The organism is Kerstersia sp. (genome assembly GCF_052103615.1).
GTDB lineage: Bacteria > Pseudomonadota > Gammaproteobacteria > Burkholderiales > Burkholderiaceae_B > Kerstersia.
The window spans coordinates 40,064-62,903 of the sequence record NZ_JBQEKA010000011.1; the positions used below are offsets into that span (position 1 = coordinate 40,064).

Consider the following 22,840-nt stretch of genomic DNA (forward strand, 5'->3'; position numbering starts at 1 on the left):
TCCGGGCGGACTGGGTATATTCGGCGCGCAATGCATAGGCTGTTCTTTTATTATTTATGCATGACAGGATCAGGCTCGGGATATGATAACGCCGCACTGGAATGCGGGGGCGGAGCTGTCTGTTACGACCGCGTATCCTCAATCACTGGGTGCAGCCGCTGCGTGGCCTGTGCGGCCAGCGCCTGATACCTATCATAATGATCCCGGTCAGCGGGCGTGCTGGCGTTTGATGCTCCTGAGTAGCCATCTAGTTGGGCCGTGAAAAAATATCGAATTCTTCATACTGACTCTGCCCGGCATATGGGCGGGCAGGAAATCTACACTTACCGGCATATGCTGGCCATGCGCGAGCGCGGGCATGAGATGTCTTTGCTGTGCCAGCCGGGCACGCCGCTGGAGCAGCGCGTACGGGCGGCTGGTTTTACCGTGCATACGCTGAAGATGGGCGGCTTGGCCCGCTGGTTGCGCGGCGTGTTCGCGGTGCGGCGGCTGGCGCGCGCGGAAGGCTACGATATCGTCCATACGACCAGCCGCCGCGATACGCTGATCGCCGCAGCAGGGGCCAGATTGGCCCGCGTGCCGCTGGTGGTGCGCACGCGGCATTTGATGAACCCCATCCATTCCTTGCTGAGCTATACCTGGTTGCCGCATCGTTTGCTGACGGTCAGCGAGTTTGTACGGGATTACATGGTCAGCCGGGGGATTGCCCGGGATCAGATCGGTATTGCCTCGCCCACCGTGACATTTCCCGAAGCGCGCTGGGGCGCGGCGGCGGACGAGATAGAAGCTTGCCGGGCAGGCGCGCGCCGCAGTGCGCGCGCAACACTGGGTGTGGCGGATGATGAGATTGTGGTGGGGTGTGTTGCGATCTTGCGCCCAGCCAAAGGGCACCGGGATTTGTTGGCTGCCATGGGGCCTTTATTCAGGCGCCATGCCGGTTTGAAACTTGCGTTTGCGGGCGATGGCGCCGAGCAGGAGCGGATCTTGCGGGCGCAGGCTGCCGAGATGGGCGTGACGGACCGCGTGATGTTTCTCGGTTATCGTGCCGATGTGGCCGATCTGATGTTCGGTTTTGACATTTTTGCCCTGGCGACGCATATGGAGGCCAGCGGGACGGCGGTGCTGGAAGCCGCCGCGGCCGGGTTGCCGATTGTGGCGACGGATGTAGGGGGCGTGCCGGAAATGGTGGTGCGCGACATCAATGCGCTGCTGTGCCCGCTGGGAGACCAGGCGGCCCTGACGGCCGCTCTGGAAGCCTTGGTGACCGATGGCGGGCGCCGCCGGGCCATGGGCCGTGCCGGGTGGGACTGGATACGCAGCGAAGCGCGTTTCACCTTGCCGGGCCAGGCGGAATTGATTGAACGCTATTATGCGCAATGGTTGAGCGAGCGGGGTTATGACATCTGCTAAGTTGGTTCCGGTGCTGATGCACCATCATGTATCACCGTCGCCCGGCATGATTACCGTCGCGCCGGATGTGTTCGAAGATCAGTTGGCCTGGCTGGCGCGCGAGGGCTGGACCTCGCTGACGGCCGCGCAGTTCAGTGGTTTTCTGGCGGGACAGCCCGTGCCCGAGAAATCCGTGCTGATTACTTTCGATGACGGTTATCTGGATAACTGGGTGTACGCGCACCCGTTACTGCAACGTTACGGGATGCGCGCCGTCCTGTTCCAGGTCACGGGTTGGACGCATGAGGGCCCGGTGCGGCCTTGTCTGGGCATGGGCCAAAGCCTGCCGGAGACGCCGGAGCACCGGGCTTGCGAAGCCATGATCGAGGCGGGACAGAGTGATGCCGTGATTGCGCGCTGGAGCGAATTGCAGGCCATGGTGGCAGCCGGCACGTTTGAAATCCATAGCCATACGCACACCCATACCCGCTGGGATAAACGCGGTCTGGCGCCGGACGAGCGGCGTGAACGCCTGCGTGAAGACCTGTTGTTGTCGCGCGCGGATATGGACCGCCATCTGGGGGGCGCGACTTCCCATCTGTGCTGGCCGCAAGGCTATTTCGATCCGGATTATGTCGAGATAGCACAGGAATGCGGGTTTGATCATCTTTATACGACGCATGCGTTTGGCCGTAATCTGCCGCACGGCGACCCATTGCATATCTATCGTTTCGCCATCAGCAATCGGCCATCGGATTGGTTGCGTAAACGTTTCCGTTATCATAGCCATCCGCTGATTTCGCCGCTGTTCAATCGTTTCAAGGCCTGGAAAAAAGGCTTGCCGCCCGGCGCGTGATGGAGGAGCATATCGGGCCAGCGAGCAGCGATCTCGTTCTCAAGGGTTTGATTTGATTATGCCTAACCGGGCTTCTTGCGCAGTTCTGTTTTCTTCCATCGTGGTGTTCCTGACGGGCGCCATTGCATTGGTGGTGCCGTCAGGTTATTCGGTGGCATTGCTGTTGAGCCTGGCCGGGGTGGCGGCCTTGTGCGTGCCGGGTTTTTTCCCCAAGCTGGAACGCCGGGACGGCTGGCTGATTGCGGTTTTCCTGTTTTATTTTGCGGTCTGGGCGCTGGAAATATGGCGCGATGGCCAGCCGGCTTCCACGCTGGATAAGCCTGTTCGCATTCTCTTGGCGCTTCCCGCGCTGTTTTGGTTGCTGCGGTATCCCCCGAGTGGCAAGGCATTTTGGGGCGGTGTTGCGGTCGGCGCCATCGTGGTCGGGCTGTGGGCCGGGTGGCAGAAGCTGGCCTTGGGCCTGGAGCGCGCCGAGGGGTTTACCAGCACTATTCAGTTCGGCAATATTTCTATGCTGCTGGGCATGCTGTCCTTGACTGGCCTGGCCGGCTGGAGCCAGTTGCAGCAACGCCGCTGGAGCTGGGGTGTCTTGCTCGCCCTGGGGGTATTGTTCGGCTTTCTCGGTTCCATTTTCTCCGGGTCGCGTGGCGGCTGGGTGGGGGTGCCGTTCATTTTGCTGGTGCTGGTGCGGGCCTATGGCAAAGGGTTGCGGCCCAGCCAGCTGTGGAGTTTGCTGGGCGGGGTCGTGGCCTTGGGCGCCTGCCTCTATGCGTTGCCCGCGACTGGCGTCAAGGAACGGGTCAATTCCGCATTCTCGGATCTGGAGCTGTATTTCCAGGAAGACAATCCCGTGTCATCGCTGGGCGGCCGTTTTGAGTTGTGGAAGGCGGGCAGCTATGCGGTGCAGGAGCATCCGCTCCTGGGCATGGGCAGCAAGGGTTACATTGCCTATCGCGATCAGCTGATTGCAGACGGCAAGGTGGATTCAAGCATCAGTGAGTTCACCCATCTGCACAACGAATACATAGATATCTCCGTCAAGCGCGGCGTGCTGGGGCTTGTGTCCCTGCTGTTGCTGTATCTGGTGCCGCTGCGCATGTTCATGCGCATGCTGGGGGAATCTCGGGCCCGGCGGCAGCCTTACGCGGCAGCCGGGGCGGTGCTGTGCGTGTCTTATATGGATTTCGGTTTGTCGCAGACCTTCCTGAGCCACAATAGCGGTGTGATGGTGCTGTTTTTCATGATGGTCATCATCTGGTCGCTGATCCGGGCGGCCGAACGCGAACCCGCGGCGGCGCTTAAAGCGTGATGCCTGGTTCGAATTTTGCCCGGTGAGTGCAAAAAAAGGTTCGGACGTTGCGGATATTCTGCTGTTGTGAAAACAAGCGGTGCGCCAGGGCATGGTAAGCCGGCATGTCACTGAGCAACAGCTGCAAAATGAAGTCTGGCCCAGGCGCGACCCGGTAGCACTGCTGCACGGCGGGCTCGTGCTGAATCAGTGCTTCGAACGCCTCCATGGCTTCGCGGGTTTGGATATCCAGTGAGATTTCCACCAGGGCGGTCAGATTGCGCCCCAGCTTGGCAGGGTCCAGCAAGGCCACCTGGCGCATGATGAAACCTTCATCCTGCAACCGGCGCACGCGGCGCAGGCAGGTCGCGGGCGATGCATGCACCTGGGCGGCCAGTTCCTGATTGGTCTGGCTGCTGTCCTGTTGCAGGGCATTGAGGATGCGGCGGTCCAGCTCATCCAGCTCCTCTGCGCCAGTTTCTCTCTCTTCCTGTTTCATAAATTTCCTTTTTCATCATTTTATGATGGAAAATTTCATGTATTGATGGTGGAGAAATTTTCTTTCAAATTTAACAGAAATTAGGGATCATATTTCTCCGTAGTTGACGCAGAATGCTGATATTGGAGCTCAGGCAGAGCAATGCGTCATGGTGACGCGCTGCCGCCTGCTCAGCGGAGGAAGTTTCCTATGTGCGGTATTGTTGGCGCCGTTGCGCAACGTGACATCACCCCTGTGCTGATCGAAGGCCTGCGACGGCTGGAATATCGTGGCTATGACTCCTGCGGCATTGCCGTGCATCTGGATGGCCGCCTGCAGCGTTCGCGCACGACGCAGCGCGTGTCCGAATTGGCTGAACAGGTGCGTCAGGATCACCTGCACGGTTTTACCGGGATTGCGCATACGCGCTGGGCAACCCATGGCGCGCCGCTGACGCAGAATGCCCACCCTCACTTCTCGGGCAAGGGCCAGGAAGAGCCGCGCATTGCGCTGGTGCACAATGGCATCATCGAGAACCATGACAAGCTGCGCGCGGAATTGAGCGCCGTGGGTTATGTGTTCGAAAGCCAGACCGACACGGAAGTGATTGCTCACCTGGTCAATCACTTGTATCAGGGCGATTTGTTCGAGGCCGTGCAACAGGCTGCGCGCCGCCTGGAAGGGGCATATGCCATCGCTGTATTCTCGCGTGATGAGCCTCACCGCATCGTGGGCGCGCGCCAAGGGTCGCCACTGGTGGTGGGTCTGGGCGACGGCGAAAATTTCCTGGCTTCCGACGCGCTGGCGCTGGCAGGCACGACCAATCGCATCATCTATCTGGAAGATGGCGATGTGATTGACCTGCAATTGCAAGGGGTGTGGATTGTCGATGCCGAAGGCAAGCGGGTGGAGCGCGAAGCGCAAATCGTCCATGTGCATACGGGCGAGGCCGAGCTGGGCCCTTACCGCCACTTCATGCAAAAGGAAATCTTCGAGCAATCGCGCGCAGTCAGCGATACCTTGCAGGATATCGAAGCCATTACGCCCGAGCAGTTCGGCGATGGCGCCTATCAGATTTTCAAGGAAATCGACTCGGTCTTGATCCTGGCTTGCGGTACCAGTTCGTATGCCGGCCTGACCGCCAAGTACTGGATCGAAGCCATGGCAGGCATTCCTGTCAGCGTCGAGATCGCCAGCGAATACCGTTACCGTGAAAGTGTGCCCAATCCGCGCACGCTGGTGGTGACGGTGTCGCAATCCGGGGAAACGGCGGACACGCTGGCAGCGCTCAAGCATGCGCGTTCGCTGGGCATGAAGAACACCCTGACGATTTGCAATGTCTCCACCAGCGCCATGGTGCGTGAATGCGCGCTTTCGTTCATCACGCGTGCCGGGGTGGAAATCGGTGTGGCTTCCACCAAGGCGTTCACGACGCAATTGACGGCGCTATTCCTGCTGACGCTAACGCTGGCGCAGGTGCGCGGCCGTCTGCCGGCCGAACGCGAGGCCGACTACATTCGCCAGCTGCGCCATCTGCCGGTGGCCGTTGGCGCCGTGCTGGCGCTGGAGCCGCAGATCATTGCCTGGTCGGAACAATTCGCTAGCAAGGAAAATGCGCTGTTCCTGGGCCGTGGTTCGCATTATCCGATCGCCCTCGAAGGCGCGCTCAAACTGAAGGAAATCAGCTATATCCACGCTGAGGCCTATCCTGCCGGCGAACTCAAGCACGGCCCGCTGGCGCTGGTGACGGATGCCATGCCGGTGGTGGTGGTGGCACCCAACGATGAGTTGCTGGAAAAGCTGAAGTCCAACATGCAGGAAGTGCGTGCTCGCGGCGGGGAGCTGTATGTATTTGCGGATGCCGATACCAATATCAGCAGCACCGAAGGCGTGCATGTGATACGCATGCCGGAACACTATGGCCGTCTGTCGCCCATTCTGCATACGATCCCCCTGCAACTGCTGGCCTACCATGTGGCTTGCGCGCGCGGCACGGACGTGGATAAGCCGCGTAACCTGGCCAAGAGCGTGACGGTGGAATAAACCCTTGCTTGTTCCATTGCCGGTCTGTCGATAGACCGGCGCTGAAAGCCGCCCCTGCCTGTGCAGGGGCGGCTTTTTTAATGGCGCGCACTGGCAGGGCAGGGCGCGCCGGCGCACGCCATGCCGCTTCTGGCCTGGCTGTGATCCGATATAAATTGAATTGATATTAGATGTCCTTTTTAGGCAATTGATGAATATCTTGGCTGGCGACACCATGTCGGCACCATTCATCGAAACAAGGACAACTCATGACAATTTCCACGGTGGCAGCGCTGCAGATAGGATCGCACCCGGAAGGAACCGCAACAACCCTGGCCCGGATTCTGGCTTACGAGGCGGAAATCAAGCAGGCGGGCGCTGACCTCGTCGTGATGCCGGAGGCCTTGCTGGGCGGTTATCCCAAGGGCGAAAACTTCAGCACGTATGTGGGTTACCGCTTGCCGGAAGGCCGCGCTGCCTTTGAGCGCTACGCTGCCAATGCCATTGATGTGCCGGGGCCGGAGACGGCGGAACTGGAAGGCCTGGCTGCCCGTACTGGCGCGCATCTGGTGGTAGGCGTGATCGAACGCGACGGCAGTACCTTGCACTGTTCCGCCCTGTTCATTTCCCCTGAGACGGGCTTGTGCGCAACGCACAGGAAATTGATGCCTACCGGCAGTGAACGCCTGATCTGGGGCCAGGGCGATGGTTCCACATTGCCTGTGGTGGAAACCCCGGCAGGGAAGATAGGCGCGGCCATCTGCTGGGAAAACCATATGCCGCTGCTGCGCACGGCCATGTATGCCAAGGGCGTGGATGTCTGGTGCGCGCCGACGGTGGACGAGCGCGACAACTGGCTGATTTCCATGCGCCACATTGCCCATGAGGGCCGCTGCTTTCTGGTGAGCGCTTGCCAATACCAGCCTTCCCCGCGTGAGGCCGGTGTCAGCGTGCCGCATTGGGATGAAGACCGGCCATTGATGCAGGGCGGCAGCGTGATCCTCAGCCCGATGGGCGAAGTGATGGCCGGTCCGCTGAAAAACCAGGAAGGCCTGCTGGTGGCGCAAATTGATTCGGCCGAGCTGATCAAGGCCCGTTATGACTTCGATGTGGTTGGCCATTATTCCCGTCCGGATGTGTTCACCCTGACGGTAGATGAGCGTGCCAAAACGTCGGTGGTCTTCAAAAAATAAAAACTACCTTCACAGGAGACAAGCATGCAAGACAACAATAAAGAGGTGTACCGGAAAATTGCCTGGAAAGTCCTGCCACTGCTGTTCATCAGCTATATCGTGGCCTATCTGGACCGGGTCAATATCGGTTTTGCCGCGTTGCGGATGCAGCAGGATCTGAATTTCAGTGACGCGGTCTATGGTTTGGGCGCCGGCGTATTTTTCATCGGCTATGTGCTGTTCGAAGTGCCGAGCAATATGTTCCTGACGAAAATCGGGGCGCGCAAAACCATTATGCGCATCATGATTGCCTGGGGGCTGGTGTCGTCCTGCATGATGTTTGTGCAAACCCCTATGCATTTCTACATTGTGCGCTTTTTGCTCGGGGCGTTTGAGGCAGGTTTCTTCCCCGGCATCATCCTGTATCTGACCTATTGGTTTCCGGTGCGGCTGCGCGGCGGCATCATTGCGGTCTTCATGTCGGCCATTGCCATCGCGGGCATTATCGGCGGCCCGGTGTCAGGCTGGCTCATCAAATACATGGACGGGGTTCATGGCCTGTATGGCTGGCAATGGATGTTCCTGCTGGAGGGGGCGCCTGCTGTCGTGCTGGGCCTGATCGCGGCCTTTGTGCTGACCGATAGCCCGCAGGAAGCGAAATGGCTGACGCAACAAGAGCGTGAGCAGGTGGCCAAGGAGGTAGGCACCCCGGCCCATGACGGCAAGCATCACTTGGGGCAAGTGGCGCGCGATCCGAGAGTCTATGCGCTGGCGTTTGTGTATTTCTCGGTCATGAGCGGGCTTTACATCCTGGGTTTCTGGTTGCCGGGCATGATTAAAAGCTATGGCGTGAGCGACCCGTTCCATATCGGTCTGCTGACGTCCCTGCCTTTCATCGCCAGCGCGCTGGGCATGATTGCAATCGGGCGCCGTTCCGACGCCACGGGCGAGCGCCGCTGGTATCTCTTTACCTGCCTGTGCGCGGCGGCACTGGGGCTGGTGGCTTGCACGCTGGTACAGGGCAATCTGGTGCTGGGGCTGATCAGCCTGAGCGTGGTCGCCGTTGGGCTGTATGCCGCCATGCCGCTGTTCTGGACGATACCGACCCGTTATTTGACCGGGAATGCGGCGGCTGGCGGGATCGCCTTGATCAATTCGCTGGCGCTGTTTGGCGGTTTTGTCAGCCCCACGGTCATGGGAATGGTCAAGACCAGTACCGGCAGCATCAATGCGGGGCTGTATCTCTTTGCCGCCGTGCTGGTGCTGGGCGCTTGCGTCCTGATTCTGGCCATGCCGCAGCGCCTGCTGGCTGATACGGCAGCAGAGAGCAAATAGCCCGGCGCATCGGGTGGTTCTTAGTGCTGCTTGACGGCAGGGGCGCGGCACGCCGTGCTCGCCCCTGCCGTGATGGCGGCGTCGTGCGTCCTTGCGGCGCAGTCAATTTCTAGGGTAGCAATCATGCATATCCCGTCATGGTTAGGGACCGGGGGAGAGCCGCGATGAGCACTCCGGGCTTGCTGGGCGTTCTTGGCGGCATGGGGCCGCTGGCGACGATAGATTTTATGCACAAGGTGCTGGATGCGACGGAAGCACATCGGGATCAGGATCATATCCCCATCGTGACCGCTTGCATTCCGCAGATTCCAGACCGTACAGCGGCATTTCGGGGTGAGGGTGATTCCCCGCTGGCCGCCATGATTGAAAGCGGCAAACTGCTGGCGGAAGCAGGGGCCAGCATGATCGTGGTGCCGTGCAACACGGCGCATCTTTGGTTCGAGCCTTTGCAGGCGGCGCTGGGGGTTCCCATGCTGCACCTGGTAGATGCCGCCCTGGAAGATGCGGTGGCGCTGGCTGGCCGCGATGCGCGCATCGGGCTGCTGGCGACGGACGGCACGATTGCTTCCGGCCTTTATGTGAACCGGCGCGCAGGCAATGGCCAGCAGATTCAATGGCTGTTGCCGACGGCGCGCGAAATGGTGGAATGGGTGATGCCGGGGATTGCGGCGGTCAAGGCCGGGGATGTGGCGCGCGGAACGGAGTTTCTGCAAGCCGCGGCAGCGGCACTGGGCAAGCGCGGCGCGCAGGCGGTCATTCTGGGCTGCACGGAGATTCCGGTGGTGCTCCATGACGGCAATTCGCCGGTGCCCGTCGTGGATGCGACGGCTGCGCTGGCGCGGCGCTGCGTGAGCTGGTCACAACAGGAACGGGAACACGCCGCCCAAGGCGGTTGAAGACCGCTGGCCAGGCTGGGCCTGGCCAGCGGCATCAGGCTTTTTTCAGCAAGGAATCATCATGACTGATCATCTGCGCACCGAAGCGGATTTTCTAGGTAGTAAAACGCTCCCGCGTGACGCCTATTGGGGTGTGCATACCGCGCGTGCCGTTGAGAACTTTCCTGTCACCGGCCAGACGCTGGCGCAAATGCCGCATTTGATCCGGGCCTTGGCCTGCGTCAAAAAGGCAGCGGCCCAGGCCAATGAAAGCCTGGGTGTCATTGAACCGTCTGTGGCGGCCGCCATCGGGCAGGCCTGCGACGCGCTGCTGGCGGGGCAATGGCATGACCAGTTCCGCGTGGATGTCATACAGGGCGGCGCGGGAACCTCGACCAATATGAACGCCAACGAGGTCATTGCCAACCTGGCCATCGTGCAATTGGGAGGGGTGCAGGGCGACTATCATCTGGTGCATCCCAATGACGACGTCAATGCTTCGCAGAGCACCAATGACGTGTATCCCACGGCGCTCCGGCTGGCGGCGCATGCGCAGGCAGAAGAGCTGCTGGACGCGCTGGCAGGTTTGCGCGCCGCGTTCGCAGGCAAGGCCGCTGCATTCGGCAGTGTGTTGAAAATCGGCCGGACCCAGTTGCAGGATGCGGTGCCGATGACGTTGGGGCAGGAGTTCGGCGCGTTTGCCGCGACGCTGGCGGAAGATGAACGGCGCCTGCGCGAGGCGCAGGCCCTGCTGACTGAAGTCAATCTGGGCGCGACGGCCATCGGAACGGGGATCAATACCCCCGCCGGCTATGGCGCGAGGGTGATCGACTGCCTGGCGCGGTGCAGCGGTTTGCCGGTCGTGGCTGCGCGGGATCTGGTGGCGGCAACACAGGATACCGGCGCTTTTGTGCAGCTATCGGGCGCGCTCAAACGTGTGGCGATCCGTTTGTCGAAAATCGCCAGTGATTTGCGCCTGTTGTCATCGGGCCCGCAGGCCGGTCTGGGCGATATTGTGCTGCCCGCGCGCCAGGCGGGTTCCTCCATCATGCCCGGCAAGGTGAATCCGGTGATTCCCGAGGCAATGAATCAGGTGGCGTTTGAAGTCATTGGCCATGATCTCATGGTGACGCTGGCAGCGGAATCCGGCCAGTTACAGCTCAATGCGTTCGAGCCGCTGATGATCTGGGCTTTGCATCAGGGCATGAGCCATTTGGTTGGCGCCTGCCGCACCCTGCAGCACAACTGCGTGGAAGGCATAGAGCCCAATTTGCCGGTGCTGGAGCGCCGGGTGGCCGAGTCTGTCACCCTGGTGACGGCCTTGAATCCGATCATCGGCTATGAAAATTCCGCCCGCATCGTCAAGCAGGCACTGGCTAGCGGCGGCGAAATTGGCGCCGTGGCCGAGGCGCTGGGCATTCTGAGCGCGGCAGACCTGCAACGCCTGCTGGTGCCGGAACGCCTGACGCGGCCGGCGGCGCCTCACGACAACACATAGTGTGTGTGAATGGCTTCGAGCAGCAGGGTTTTGACGGCTTGCAGGACATCGTCATGCTTGCTGCCGATGCGCACGCCCAGTTCCAGTTCATAGGAAGGCAATGGGACTGGGCATTCGAAATGCTTGAGCGGCGCCATGCGGACGATGGCGTGGGCGGCATGGGTCGGCACGGTGGTGATGAGATCGGAATCCGCCAGCAGGAACGGGACGGCGGCGAAGTGAGAGGTTGATGCCTTGATCCTGCGCCGGTAGCCCGCTGCGCGCAGGCCTTCATCCACGATGCCGACAAAACCGCCGGATGACACCAGCAAGTGCGGGCGCTGCGCATATTCTTGCGCGCTGGCCGGAATCGGGGTGTGCATGCCGGCCAGGCACAGGTAGTTGCCGCGCCCCAGGCGATGGCGCGCGATCAGCGGGGAAGAGAGTCCGCCAGCGGCGATGGCAAGGTCGATCTGGTGGCGCATGAGCATGTCTTGCACCAAACCGCTATGCGTTTGCCTGAAGATGATGCGCACGCCGGGCAATTGGCGTTTGACCAGCGATAGCAGCGTATGCCCCAGGGCGATTTCGCTGTCATCGGAAAGCCCCACCGTAATGCTGCGGCCTTCGGCTGTCTTGCCCGGCATGGCAGGTGCCAGGGCCTGCCTGCAATGGTTCAGCGCCTCTTCGATCATGGGCGCGAGCTCATTGGCGCGGGTGGTGGGGCGCAGGCCGCGCCCGGTACGTTCAAACAAAGGGTCGGAATACAGCAGCCGCAGGCGGCCCAGCGCCGCGCTGATGGCAGGTTGCGTGACGCCCAGACGGATGGCGGCCCGGCTGGCGGCGCCTTCTTCCATCAGGGCTTCGAACACCCGCAGCAGGTTCAGGTCAACCGTGTCAATGCCGGAGTGGTTCATGTGAGGGCTCTTGGTGGCTAGTGGTTTCGGCCGCTTGCGCGCGCGCATGAAATTCCGCGCGCAGCCGGTTGACCGCTTCCAGTGAGGTGGCAAACAGGTGCTGCGCCCCGATTTTCTCCGCCAAGCCGCTGCGTTCCAGCAGTTCGCGGAACTGTCCATGGGCGCCTGCGATGCAGAACATGATGCCTTCGCTGGCGAGTTCTGCCTGGACTTCTTCCAGCATCAGGGCGCCGGTGATATCCAGCGTGGTGATTGGCTGGGCGTCCAGCACAACGGCGCTGATGGGTTGCGCGCTGTGGCTGATGAGCACGCGCAGGCGCTCACGGAAATAATCGCTGTTGAAGAACAGCAGGGACGCATCAAAACGGTACACCAGCACGCCCATGGGGCTGCTGGCTGCCGGGTAGTGCGCCACGTTGAACAGGCGGCTGCCGTTGGGCACTTCGCCCAGCACGGCATCACGGGGCCGCGCCACCAGGCGCAGCTGCTTGACCAGCGACAGCAGCACGGCCAGGATAATGCCGGGCAGCACCCCCAGGGTCAGCACGCCTAGTGTGGCCAATAACGAGACCCGCAATTCAAAAGGGCTGATGCGGGCCAGGTCGCGCACGGCGGCGAAATCAATCATCTTCAGGGCGGCGATGATCAGTACCGCGCCCAGGGCAGCCGTCGGGATCCAGGCCAGGCCGCCGTCCAGCAGCAGCACGGCCAGCGCCGTGAAAATCGCGGTGGCGAGGTTCACCATGGAGGTTTTGCCGCCCACCATATCATTGATGGCAGTGCGTGAATCCGCGCCGCTGATGACGAAACCGCCGCTCAGGCCGGATGTGACGTTGGCCGTGCCCAGGGCGATCAGGTCCTGATTGGGATAGACGCGGTAGCGGTTCTTGGCGGCAAAGCTGCGGGCGGGCAGCATGGCCGAGCAAAAGCTGACCAGAGCGATGGCGACGGCTTCGCCGAACATGGCCTGGGCATCACGCAGCCCCACTTGCGGCAATGAAAAGGTGGGCAGCCCGCCAGCGACGGCGCCGACAACCTGGATGCCCAGCTTATCCAGGCCGAACAGCCAGGTTGCGAGACTGAGCAACACAATAATGGCCAGGGGGCCGGGCAGCCGCGGCAGGCGCCAGGAACAGAAGGCCAGCAGGCCTAGGGCCAGTGCGCCCAAGGTGAGTGTGGGCCAGTGCGCGTCTGCCAGACGGCCGCTTAGTTCCAGCAGGACCAGAAAGGGGTCCCGGGCATCCAGGGCGATGCCGCTGAGTTTGCCCAGTTGGCCGACGATGATGGAGAGCGCCACGCCATTCATGAATCCCAGCAGGATAGGGCGCGACAGAAAATCAGCAATGAAGCCCAGGCGCATGATGCCGCCCAGGATGGAGAGCAGCCCGACCATGATGGCCAGCAGCATGGACATATCGGTGTAATGCTGGGTGCCGGCAATGGCCAGCGGCGCCAGGGCAGCGGCGATCATGGCGCAGGTGGCGGAATCCGGGCCGACGATCAGCTGCCGCGAAGAACCGAGCAGCGCGTAGGCCACCAGCGGCAGAATCGCTGCATATAACCCCGCCATGGGAGGCAGGCCAGCCAGGCTGGCGTAGGCGATGGCGGTCGGAATCTGCACTGCCGCGACGGAAAGACCGGCCAGGGTGTCGGCCTTGAGCCATTCGCGCCGGTAAATGCGCAGGGTCGAAAACAGCGGTACGCTGGCCAGGCGTTGTTCCGTGAGCAGCGGCGCAGCATTTTCCGAGGTGGGGTGTGTCATAGGCGGATTCCTGAGGGCTGCCGGGAACAGATTGCGCGGCAAGCGGTGATTATCGGCGGAATCCGCAGGGAAAAGCTGATTGGCGCGGCCAGGCGCGGCGCATCTGGCCGAAGCCGCCGCGCCTGGCCGCTGGCGGCCTTACTTCAATTGAATGCGCGCCAGGCTTTCAGCCGCGCCCTTGGGGGCTTCCTGGCCGTTCTTGATGGTAACGAACAGACGCTGGCCGGCGTTGTCGAGCGCAACGCTGTTGGGATGGTCGGGCAGGGCATAGCTGCTGACAACGGCATTGTCGGCGCGCCGGACGACCGTGACGGTACCGGCCATGCGGTTGGCGCTATAGGCGTTGGTGTCATCCAGGGTGATGCCCAGGGCGCCCTTGCCGACCGCCGCTTCGCCCACGACTTCCGCCGTGTCGGGGTTCAGCACCGCGACGCGTCCGCCAGGATGGCGCGATTCGAAGCCAGGCGCGTATTTCTTTTGCATCTCGGTGATGCGTTCCTGGCCTTGATCGGTGACATACAGGCGGCGCGCCGCAGCGTCATAGGCAAGGTTGGTGGGCTGTTCGACCTCCGTTTGCTGGATGTTGGCGATTTCCAGCGCGTTGGTGTCAATGGTGACGAGCTTGCCTTCGAAGTTCACGACATAGAGGCGTTCGCGGCCGTTGTCGAGGGCGATGCCGGTCGATACCCGGCCCAGGCCCGGAATGGCCTTGACGAGTTTGAGGTCGCGGGTATCCACCACAAACAGCGTGCTGTCGTCAGTGCCCAGCGCGGGCAGGTACAGGCGGTGCTTGTCCGTATCGACCAGCAGTTCGCGCAGGTGCAGCGGCGCGCGTTCGCCCTTGGGCGCGCGCTCTATCAGTTGCAAGGTGCCGCGCAGCGTGTTGTTGCGGGTGTCGATGGCATTGATCGAGCCATCCAGCGTATTGCCGGTGTAAAGCGTGTCGTTGGCGTCGTCCAGCGCCAGGCCGAAGGCGCGGTCCTTGACCGGGATTTCGGCCACGACAGCCAGGCTGTCGGGATCCAGGCGCAGAATCCGGCTGGCGGGCGCATCCGGGCCGAAGCCGCCGGCAGACGCGACGAACACCGCATTCTGGCGCGGGCTGTAAACCACTTCATACAGGGCGGGAGCCAGGGCTTTGCGCACGACTTGCTTGGTGACAGCGGGGCTGGCGCTTGCGGTTGCAGCGGCAGCGGGCGTATCGGCGGCGGCCAGCGTCGGGGCGAGCGCGCCCAGGGCCAGGCTGGCGGCTGCCAGCAGGCTGGCCGCGCGCGGAGTCAGGGTAAAGGACTTGATGGAGTGGAACGTCATAGGATTTCCCAGGGTTGAAGGCTGGCTGCGCCGCACGCGTGTTCCCAGGCCGGGTGATGCGCCAGAGCGGCGGGCCTGCGGCAACGGCGGAGCCGGTGAAAAGTCTTGCTGTGCAAGCATACCCTTTTTAGGAATGGGAATCAGATCGCTTTGTTTTCCCTGGCGGTCCGGCGGGGCGCTGCGGCAGGCGCGCCGGTGTCAGGATAGCGCGGCGCGCCAGGCCTGCAATTTGGCATCGCGGCTCATGCCTGCATGGGCCGGGCTGGTCGAAGGCAGGCGCAGAATATCCCAGGGGTGTGGCGGCTTCAGCGCAGGCAGGGCGTGGCGGCGGAATAAATCATGGGCGGCGGCGCCATTGCAGCAGATGCGCGTGATGCCGGGGTGGCTGGCCAGAAAGGAAGTGAAATCGTTGCAGACCAGTTGCTGGCGGTCGATATTGGCATCCAGACTGCCAGGCCGGATACAGCTTTGCAGGACATCCCAGAGCGCAATGCCATGCTGTTGCAGCATCGCGGTGCGGTGAGCGTAAGGGTCGTCCGGGGAAAAACCCAGCAGGCAGCCCATGATGGGCCAGAAAGCATTGCGCGGATGCGCGTAATACGCCTGGTCCCGCAGCGATTGCTGGCCGGGCATGGAACCCAGGATCAGAATGCGCGCGCCTGGCGCGGCGATGGGGGGAAAGCCGACGGCGCGCGCCGACGGATCAAAGCTGCTGGAAGCCTTCATAGCGTTTGTCGCTGGCCAGGGTTTCGTGCTGGACATCGGCCACGGTAGCCGCAGGCGGGCCGCGCCGCATCCAGGCCAGCATGCGGTCAATCTGGTCGGGCGCGCCTTGCAATAGGGCCTGGACGCTGCCATCGGCCATGTTCTGCACCCAGCCGCGCAGTTTCAGGTGGTGCGCTTCACGTACAGTGGCATGGCGGTACGAGACACCCTGAACTTTGCCGGTAATTGTGACGAGGACGGTTTCCATGGCGCGTAATGAGATAACGGAATCAAGATAACTGAATCGAAAAGAGAGCTAAGGGCATTGTAGTGGCAGTGTTTGCCGCCGCCGCGTTTGGCGCGGCAGGCGGCAGGGGGGCTGGCGCCGCAGGGCGCCTGCGGGTAAGGTCTTGCTGCGCCGTGCGGCATGGCCGGGGACATTCGGTCTGCGTGTCTGCCGGAAGGGCGCGTCGTCCGGTTCTCCCTTTATCCTGGCACGGCGTGCCGACATTGAAGGTTGTCCCCATGAAAGGCTTTTCAAGCGATGTCCTGCAGCCCGGCGTCCGCTGGCGTGAGGTGCTGGGCTGGGCGCTTTATGATTTCGCCAATTCAGGCTACACGACAGTCGTCCTGACGGCGGTGTATGCCGCTTATTTTGTGAGCAGTATTGCGGGCGCGGCGGCCTGGGCGACGCTGGCCTGGACTTCGGCGCTCAGCCTGTCGGCCTTGCTGGTGATGGTGACCGCCCCGCGCCTGGGGGCCATGGCGGACCGGCGCGGCAGCAAAAAGCGCTTTCTGGCCTTCAGCACGCTGGCATGCGTGGTGTTCACGGCAGCGCTGGCCTGGACGCCAGGCGTGGGCGGGACGGCTGGGGTGGTGCTGGCGATGCTGCTGGTAGTTGGTTCGAACGCAGCCTATTGCTATGGGGAGTCACTGATTGCCGCCTTCCTGCCGGAGTTGGCGCGGCCCGAAGCGGTGGGCCGGGTCAGCGGGTGGGGCTGGGCGCTGGGTTATCTGGGCGGCATGCTGACGCTGGGGATTTGCCTGGCCTATGTGTTGTGGGCGCAGGTGCAAGGGCAGCCAGCGGCGCATTTTGTGGCGGTCACCATGCTGCTGACGGCCGCTGTTTTTGGTCTTGCGTCCTTGGGGACGTTTGTCTGGTTGCGTGAGCGGCCGGTGGCGCGCCCGTTGGCGTGTCCGGCTGCCGGGCCTGATACAGGTGCTGGTGGGGATCAGGGCAGGCTGGCGAGCGTGCGCCAAAGCTGGCGCGCGGTGCGGGAGTACCGTGACTTCCGCTGGCTGCTGGCGGCAACCGTGGCGTATCAGGGGGGCGTGGCGGTTGCCATTACCCTGGCGGCGATTTATGCCGAGCAGGCGATCGGTTTCGAGCCCCAGGAAACCATGTTCATGATTTTTGCGCTGAATCTGGCGGCAGCGCTGGGCGCCGTGGCATTTGGACATGTGCAGGACTGGCTGGGCCACAAGCGGGCGCTGGTCATCACCTTGCTGGGCTGGATACTGACTTGTGTGCTGGCCGCTGCGGCGACGGGCAAGCCCCTGTTCTGGGTGGCGGCGACGCTGGCCGGGCTCAGCATGGGCAGCAGCCAGTCGGCCGGCCGCGCCATGGCAGCGCTGCTTGCGCCGCCAGCGCGCATGGCGGAGTTTTTTGGTTTATGGACCTTGGCCGTGCGTCTGGCGAGCATCATCGGTCCGATGATGTATGGCTTGATTGTTTGGGGCAGTGGGGGCAATCAGCGCTTGGCCATTCTGGCCACAGCCTTGTTGTTTGTGGCCGGGCTGGCTTGTCTCAGGCCGCTGGATATGGCTCGCGGCCGCCGTCTGGCCGCCGCGGCCTGAACTGTATCCTCATCTTGCCCCCTTGGACGGGGGCGCTGGTGAGGACCGGTGACGCCGGGTACTGGGTAGAATAGGCAAGGTTCCTGTAGCGGCCATGTTTGTATGGGCGGCTGGCGGTCTGGCATGGGGCCGGGCAAGCCGGGCGGGCGGACTTCCATTTTTGATATGTTGCACATCCTTACTATCACCGGGCCGATTTACTTGCTGGTTGCCCTCGGCTATGCGGCGGTCCGGTTCGGCGTCATGCAGAAGACCGACAGCCGGGTGCTGGGCCGGTTCGTCCTGATGTTCGGTATGCCGGCGCTGCTGTTCACCGCCTTGACGCAGCGCCATGCCAAGGCCGGTATCGACTGGAACTATGTCCTGATCTATGCCGGCGGCGGCTTGCTGACCATGCTGTGCGCCGCAGGCTATGCGCGCAAATTCAAAGGCGCCAGCGCTGCCCAGGCGGGCGTGCTGAGCATGACGGTCGGGGCTTCCAATTCGGCGTTCATCGGTTTTCCGGTGCTCTACCAGGTGCTGGGGCCGACAGCCGGGGTGGCGCTGGCCATGTGTTTCATCGTGGAGAACATCCTGATCATGCCGGGCGCGCTGGCCTATGCCGATAGCGGCGGCGCGGGCGGCGCCAGGGCGGCCTTGCAGCGTTCGCTGAGTTCGCTGCTGACCAATCCCCTGCTCTGGGGGCTGGCGCTGGGGCTGCTGTTCAACATCACGGGCTGGCATGTGCCGGCCGTGCCCGAGCGCATGCTGCAGATGCTGTCCCAGGTGGCCAGCCCCCTGGCGCTGTTTGCTGTCGGCGGCAGCCTGTACGGCTTGCGCCTGGGGCACCATATCCGGGCGGTGCTGGCGGCGGCGGGCGCCAAGCTGCTGCTGCATCCGGCGCTGATGGCGCTGCTGGTAGTGGTGTTTCCCGTGCTGAGCCGTGAGTTTGCCGTGGCGGCGGTCATGTATGCGGCCATGCCGACGGCCGCGATCGTGGCTGTGCTGGCCCAGCGCTATCAGCAGGAAGAGTTCGCCGCTGCCGCGCTGATGGTGGCGACGCTGGCTTCCTTTGTCACCATTTCGCTCTTGCTGATGGTGGTGGTGCCCATGCTGCCCGAGCCGGCTGTTCTGCCGCTGCCCTGAGGCGGGCAGTGTGCGGTGTGCCCGCTGTTGCCGGCCTGGGGGTCTGCCCGGGCCTGGCCTTTCCTTTGAACCGAATGCTCATGACTGATACGAATCTGGCGCCAGGCGCCTGTCCCGCGCCGCGCCGTTCCCGCGCGGCCTTGTTGCGCAAGTGGCTGCTGATCGCGCTGGTGTGCGCCCTGGTGCTGGTGCCGCTGCTGGTCTGGGTCAGCCAGCCGGCGGCGCCTGGCATGGCAGCCCCCGCGCAGGGGGCTGCATGACGCGCTCGCAGGCAGAGGAGGCTGGCCGTGGCGCGCCATGCCCATGCGGCAGCAAGGCGGTTTATGGGGCCTGTTGCGGCCGCTGGCATCAGGGGCCGCAGCGTCTGGGGGCGCCCAGCGCGCAAGAACTGATGCGTTCACGCTACAGTGCATTCGTCTTGGGAGAGCGCCAGTATCTGCTTGATACCTGGCATTCGGATACCCGGCCGGCTGTGCTGGAGCCTGACCCGGAAGGCCTGAAGTGGCTGGGATTACAGGTCAAACGTCATGAGCAGTTTGACGAAACCCGCGCCATTGTTGAGTTTGTGGCGCGCAGCCGGCTGCATGGCCGGGCGCATCGCCTGCACGAGATCAGCCGCTTCCAGCGGCTGGACGGCGTCTGGCTGTATGTGGACGGCGATTTTGTTGAATAAGCTTGCCGTCCCAGTGTTTGTATAGTATTTGACCATTCCAAACGCGCTGAGCTAAACTGTAAGGCTTAGCGTACTGCGTCCTGCATGAATCTGTCATATTCGTTTGCCAGAATCTCAGGGATGCCTCTTGCGCTAGCAAGAACTGCTCTTTCCGGCCGGCCAGCCTGGTTTGCCGTTACGTGCGGTTTTTGTATGGACCGCCCGTGAACGGGATCGACCACTGGCAATGCGCAATGCGCGTGCCGGAACGGATATCCCAAGATCGGGTACTGAATGCTCCGGGCATTGTGCCGTAGACCCTGCGCAATGCCGGTAGCGACGATTTTAGGGATATTCAAGCTAATGCCAACTATCAGCCAGCTCGTGCGCAAGCCGCGCGAAGTCAGCCGGGAGTCCAGCAAGAGCCCCGCGCTCGAAAACTGCCCCCAGCGTCGTGGCGTGTGCACCCGTGTGTACACCACCACCCCCAAGAAGCCTAACTCCGCTCTGCGTAAGGTCGCCAAGGTTCGCCTGACCAACGGCTTCGAAGTCATTTCGTACATCGGTGGCGAAGGCCACAACCTCCAGGAACACTCGGTCGTGCTCGTGCGCGGCGGTCGTGTGAAGGACTTGCCTGGTGTGCGTTACCACATCGTGCGCGGCGCGCTCGACCTGCAAGGCGTGAAGGATCGCAAGCAGGCACGCTCCAAGTATGGTGCCAAGCGTGCCAAGAAGGCGAAGTAATCTGCCTGACTGATTCACCCTGGTGATAAAGCGTGCAACCGTTGCGCAGAATAAGCTGCGTGGCGGCATTAAGGGGTCGTCCCGGATGGGCGGCCGTGGCCGTGCAAAGAATGCGCGGTTCAACTGAACAGACACAAGGAAGCAATAATGCCCCGTCGTCGCGAAGTACCTAAGCGCGAGATCCTGCCGGATCCCAAATTCGGCAGCGTCGAACTCGCGAAATTCATGAACGTCGTCATGCTCTCGGGCAAGAAGGCGGTTGCCGAGCGTATCGTCTACGGCGCGCTCGAGCAAATCCAGGCCAAGACCGGCAAAGAGCCGATCGAGGTCTTCAATACTGCGATCAACAACGTCAAGCCCCTGGTTGAAGTGAAGAGCCGCCGTGTCGGTGGCGCCAACTACCAGGTGCCCGTGGAAGTCCGCCCTGTCCGCCGTCTGGCCCTGGCCATGCGCTGGATGCGTGAAGCCGCCAAGAAGCGTGGCGAGAAGTCCATGGACCTGCGTCTGGCAGGCGAACTGCTGGATGCCGCTGAAGGTCGTGGCGCTGCAATGAAGAAACGCGAAGATACCCACAAGATGGCCGAAGCCAACAAGGCATTCAGCCACTTCCGTTGGTAATCCAGCTGGTAAATTAAGGACACTCTCATGGCCCGCAAAACCCCGATCGCGCGTTACCGCAACATCGGTATCTCTGCCCACATCGACGCAGGGAAGACCACCACTAGCGAACGCATTCTGTTCTACACCGGCGTCAATCACAAAATTGGCGAAGTGCATGATGGCGCAGCCACCATGGACTGGATGGAGCAGGAGCAGGAGCGCGGCATCACCATTACGTCTGCTGCTACCACCGCTTTCTGGAAGGGCATGGCCGGTCAGTTCCCCGAGCACCGCATCAACGTTATCGACACTCCGGGACACGTGGACTTCACTATTGAAGTCGAACGCTCCATGCGCGTGCTGGATGGCGCCTGCATGGTGTATTGCTCGGTGGGCGGCGTTCAGCCCCAGTCCGAAACCGTGTGGCGTCAGGCCAACAAGTACAAGGTGCCCCGTCTTGCGTTCGTGAACAAGATGGACAGTACCGGTGCGAACTTCTTCAAAGTTTACGATCAGCTGCGTAACCGCCTGAAAGCCAATCCCGTGCCCATCGTTTTGCCGATCGGTGCCGAAGATAACTTCAAGGGCGTGATCGACCTGATCAAGATGAAGGCGATCATCTGGGACGAAGCCAGCCATGGCGTGAAGTTCGAGTACCAGGACATCCCGGCCGAGCTGCAAGCTCAAGCCGAGGAATGGCGCGAAAAGATGGTCGAGGCTGCTGCCGAGTCCTCCGAAGACCTGATGAACAAGTACCTCGAGGGCGAGCAATTGTCCGAAGAGGAGATCGTCAAGGCTATCCGCACGCGTACCATCGCTTGCGAAATCCAGCCGATGCTGTGCGGCACCGCGTTCAAGAACAAGGGTGTGCAGCGCATGCTGGACGCCGTGATTGAATTCCTGCCGTCGCCTCTCGATATTCCTCCCGTCCAGGGTGAGAATGACGACGGCGAAGTCGTCAGCCGCAAGGCCGACGACAGCGAAAAGCTGGCCGTGCTGGCATTCAAGCTGATGACCGATCCGTTCGTGGGTCAATTGACCTTCGTGCGCGTGTACTCTGGCGTGCTGCACTCCGGCGATACCGTGTTCAACTCGGTCAAGGGCAAGAAGGAACGTGTGGGCCGCATCCTGCAGATGCACGCCAACAACCGTGAAGAGCTCAAGGAAGTCGTGGCTGGCGATATCGCCGCCGTGGTTGGCCTGAAAGATGTGACGACCGGCGAAACGCTGTGCGATATCGACGACCACATCGTTCTGGAGCGCATGGAGTTCCCCGAGCCCGTGATTTCGCAGGCTGTCGAACCCAAGACCAAGTCCGACCAGGAAAAGATGGGCATCGCCCTGTCGCGCCTGGCTGCTGAAGATCCGTCGTTCCGCGTGCGTACCGACGAAGAATCCGGCCAGACCATCATTTCCGGTATGGGCGAGCTGCACTTGGAAATTCTCGTCGATCGCATGAAGCGCGAATTCGGCGTGGAAGCCAACGTCGGCAAGCCGCAAGTGGCCTATCGCGAAACCATTCGCAAGGCTTGCGACGAAGTCGAAGGTAAGTTCGTCAAGCAATCCGGTGGTCGTGGTCAGTACGGTCACGTTGTGCTCAAGCTGGAACCGCTGGAACCGGGTGGTGGTTACGAATTCGTGGACGCCATCAAGGGCGGTGTGGTGCCTCGCGAGTACATTCCGGCAGTCGATAAGGGTATTCAGGAAACGCTGCCTGCGGGCGTGTTGGCCGGTTACCCGGTGGTGGACGTCAAGGTAACGCTGTTCTTCGGTTCGTACCACGATGTGGACTCGAACGAAAACGCGTTCAAGATGGCCGGTTCGATGGCATTCAAGGAAGGTATGCGCAAGGCCAGCCCTGTGCTGCTTGAGCCGATGATGGCCGTCGAAGTGGAAACGCCCGAAGACTATGCCGGTACCGTGATGGGCGATCTGTCCTCGCGCCGCGGCATGGTGCAAGGCATGGACGACATGGTTGGCGGTGGCAAGGTCATCAAGGCCGAAGTCCCCCTGGCCGAAATGTTCGGCTACGCCACGAACCTGCGTTCGCTGACGCAAGGCCGTGCGACGTACACCATGGAGTTCAAGCACTACTCCGAAGCTCCGCGTAACGTGTCCGACGAAATCATCGCCGCTCGTTCGAAGTAATCTAAAGACATCGGCCATCCCTGCCAGGGGGTGGCTGTTAACAAGTTTTCCTTGCATTGATAAAGGGATGAATCATGGCAAAAGGTAAGTTTGAACGCACCAAGCCGCACGTGAACGTCGGCACGAT

The 22,840-nt window shown here is 62.0% G+C and carries 21 protein-coding genes; 15 read left to right on the forward strand and 6 right to left on the reverse strand.

Translation table 11 applies throughout. The features are described 5' to 3' along the window. Positions 1–258: 258 nt before the first annotated feature. Genes ACTJGZ_RS04865 through ACTJGZ_RS04875 form a run of 3 tightly spaced genes read left to right on the forward strand, consistent with a single transcriptional unit; the run spans position 259 to position 3,554 of the window. Complete coding sequence (locus ACTJGZ_RS04865; RefSeq protein ID WP_441661821.1) at positions 259–1,410, forward strand: glycosyltransferase family 4 protein; 1,152 nt, start codon at positions 259–261, stop codon at positions 1,408–1,410. After that, a complete protein-coding gene (locus ACTJGZ_RS04870) occupies positions 1,397–2,245 on the forward strand; it encodes a polysaccharide deacetylase family protein (RefSeq protein WP_441661822.1) in 849 nt (282 codons plus the stop codon). The genes ACTJGZ_RS04865 and ACTJGZ_RS04870 overlap by 14 nt, the downstream gene beginning before the upstream one ends. Positions 2,246–2,303: 58 nt before the next feature. Then, a complete protein-coding gene (locus tag ACTJGZ_RS04875; RefSeq protein WP_441661823.1) occupies positions 2,304–3,554 on the forward strand; it encodes an O-antigen ligase family protein in 1,251 nt (416 codons plus the stop codon). Here the strand turns inward: ACTJGZ_RS04875 and ACTJGZ_RS04880 are convergent. Next, the gene (locus ACTJGZ_RS04880; protein WP_441661824.1) at positions 3,544–4,032 is read right to left on the reverse strand and encodes an Lrp/AsnC family transcriptional regulator; all 489 of its coding nucleotides are present in this window, start codon (positions 4,030–4,032) and stop codon (positions 3,544–3,546) included. The two genes, ACTJGZ_RS04875 and ACTJGZ_RS04880, sit on opposite strands and share 11 nt — an antisense overlap. A 189-nt stretch (positions 4,033–4,221) precedes the next feature. Between ACTJGZ_RS04880 and glmS the strand changes: the two genes are divergently transcribed. The 5 genes from glmS (at position 4,222) to ACTJGZ_RS04905 (ending at position 10,913) form a co-directional block, all read left to right on the forward strand. Then, positions 4,222–6,054: a glutamine--fructose-6-phosphate transaminase (isomerizing) gene (gene glmS / locus ACTJGZ_RS04885; protein WP_441661825.1), complete on the forward strand. Its 1,833-nt coding sequence runs from the start codon at positions 4,222–4,224 to the stop codon at positions 6,052–6,054. Positions 6,055–6,302: 248 nt separating this feature from the next. Next, positions 6,303–7,226 (forward strand): carbon-nitrogen hydrolase family protein, encoded by a 924-nt coding sequence (locus tag ACTJGZ_RS04890; RefSeq protein ID WP_441661826.1) that lies wholly within the window; start codon positions 6,303–6,305, stop codon positions 7,224–7,226. A 24-nt stretch (positions 7,227–7,250) separates the two neighbouring features. Further along, positions 7,251–8,540, forward strand: a complete 1,290-nt coding sequence (locus tag ACTJGZ_RS04895) for an MFS transporter (RefSeq protein WP_441661827.1) — start codon at positions 7,251–7,253, stop codon at positions 8,538–8,540. Between the two features lie 164 nt (positions 8,541–8,704). Continuing rightward, positions 8,705–9,436, forward strand: a complete 732-nt coding sequence (locus tag ACTJGZ_RS04900) for an aspartate/glutamate racemase family protein (protein ID WP_441661828.1) — start codon at positions 8,705–8,707, stop codon at positions 9,434–9,436. A 61-nt stretch (positions 9,437–9,497) separates the two neighbouring features. Beyond that, positions 9,498–10,913 (forward strand): aspartate ammonia-lyase, encoded by a 1,416-nt coding sequence (locus tag ACTJGZ_RS04905; RefSeq protein WP_441661829.1) that lies wholly within the window; start codon positions 9,498–9,500, stop codon positions 10,911–10,913. Here ACTJGZ_RS04905 and ACTJGZ_RS04910 read toward each other — a convergent pair. The 5 genes from ACTJGZ_RS04910 to ACTJGZ_RS04930 form a co-directional block, all read right to left on the reverse strand. Next, positions 10,898–11,809: a LysR family transcriptional regulator gene (locus tag ACTJGZ_RS04910; RefSeq protein WP_441661830.1), complete on the reverse strand. Its 912-nt coding sequence runs from the start codon at positions 11,807–11,809 to the stop codon at positions 10,898–10,900. The two genes, ACTJGZ_RS04905 and ACTJGZ_RS04910, sit on opposite strands and share 16 nt — an antisense overlap. Further along, complete coding sequence (locus ACTJGZ_RS04915; RefSeq protein ID WP_441661831.1) at positions 11,790–13,571, reverse strand: SulP family inorganic anion transporter; 1,782 nt, start codon at positions 13,569–13,571, stop codon at positions 11,790–11,792. Before ACTJGZ_RS04915 ends, ACTJGZ_RS04910 begins: the two co-directional genes overlap by 20 nt. A 138-nt stretch (positions 13,572–13,709) precedes the next feature. Then, the gene (locus ACTJGZ_RS04920; protein ID WP_441661832.1) at positions 13,710–14,882 is read right to left on the reverse strand and encodes a YncE family protein; all 1,173 of its coding nucleotides are present in this window, start codon (positions 14,880–14,882) and stop codon (positions 13,710–13,712) included. A 198-nt stretch (positions 14,883–15,080) separates the two neighbouring features. After that, positions 15,081–15,608, reverse strand: a complete 528-nt coding sequence (locus ACTJGZ_RS04925) for a DNA-deoxyinosine glycosylase (protein WP_441661833.1) — start codon at positions 15,606–15,608, stop codon at positions 15,081–15,083. After that, positions 15,586–15,855: an acylphosphatase gene (locus ACTJGZ_RS04930; protein WP_441661834.1), complete on the reverse strand. Its 270-nt coding sequence runs from the start codon at positions 15,853–15,855 to the stop codon at positions 15,586–15,588. Before ACTJGZ_RS04930 ends, ACTJGZ_RS04925 begins: the two co-directional genes overlap by 23 nt. Positions 15,856–16,112: 257 nt before the next feature. On the opposite strand from ACTJGZ_RS04930, the gene ACTJGZ_RS04935 reads away from it, so the two are divergent. From ACTJGZ_RS04935 to fusA, 7 genes are all read left to right on the forward strand, one after another. After that, positions 16,113–17,444, forward strand: a complete 1,332-nt coding sequence (locus tag ACTJGZ_RS04935) for an MFS transporter (protein WP_441661835.1) — start codon at positions 16,113–16,115, stop codon at positions 17,442–17,444. A 165-nt stretch (positions 17,445–17,609) separates the two neighbouring features. Then, positions 17,610–18,569 (forward strand): AEC family transporter, encoded by a 960-nt coding sequence (locus ACTJGZ_RS04940; protein ID WP_441661836.1) that lies wholly within the window; start codon positions 17,610–17,612, stop codon positions 18,567–18,569. An 80-nt stretch (positions 18,570–18,649) separates the two neighbouring features. Further along, entirely contained in the window at positions 18,650–18,829 is a 180-nt protein-coding gene (locus ACTJGZ_RS04945; RefSeq protein ID WP_441661837.1) for a hypothetical protein, read from the forward strand. Next, positions 18,826–19,242 carry a YchJ family protein gene (locus ACTJGZ_RS04950; protein ID WP_441661838.1) on the forward strand — a complete coding sequence of 139 codons (417 nt, stop codon included), beginning with the start codon at positions 18,826–18,828 and terminating at the stop codon, positions 19,240–19,242. Before ACTJGZ_RS04945 ends, ACTJGZ_RS04950 begins: the two co-directional genes overlap by 4 nt. A gap of 342 nt (positions 19,243–19,584) precedes the next feature. Then, positions 19,585–19,965, forward strand: coding sequence for a 30S ribosomal protein S12 (gene rpsL / locus ACTJGZ_RS04955; RefSeq protein WP_068373045.1), 381 nt, complete (start codon positions 19,585–19,587; stop codon positions 19,963–19,965). Positions 19,966–20,112: 147 nt separating this feature from the next. Further along, on the forward strand, positions 20,113–20,583 hold the full coding sequence (gene rpsG, locus ACTJGZ_RS04960; protein WP_068373042.1) for a 30S ribosomal protein S7: 471 nt from the start codon (positions 20,113–20,115) through the stop codon (positions 20,581–20,583). A 27-nt stretch (positions 20,584–20,610) separates the two neighbouring features. After that, positions 20,611–22,713 carry an elongation factor G gene (fusA, locus tag ACTJGZ_RS04965; RefSeq protein WP_441661839.1) on the forward strand — a complete coding sequence of 701 codons (2,103 nt, stop codon included), beginning with the start codon at positions 20,611–20,613 and terminating at the stop codon, positions 22,711–22,713. Positions 22,714–22,840 lie beyond the last annotated feature (127 nt).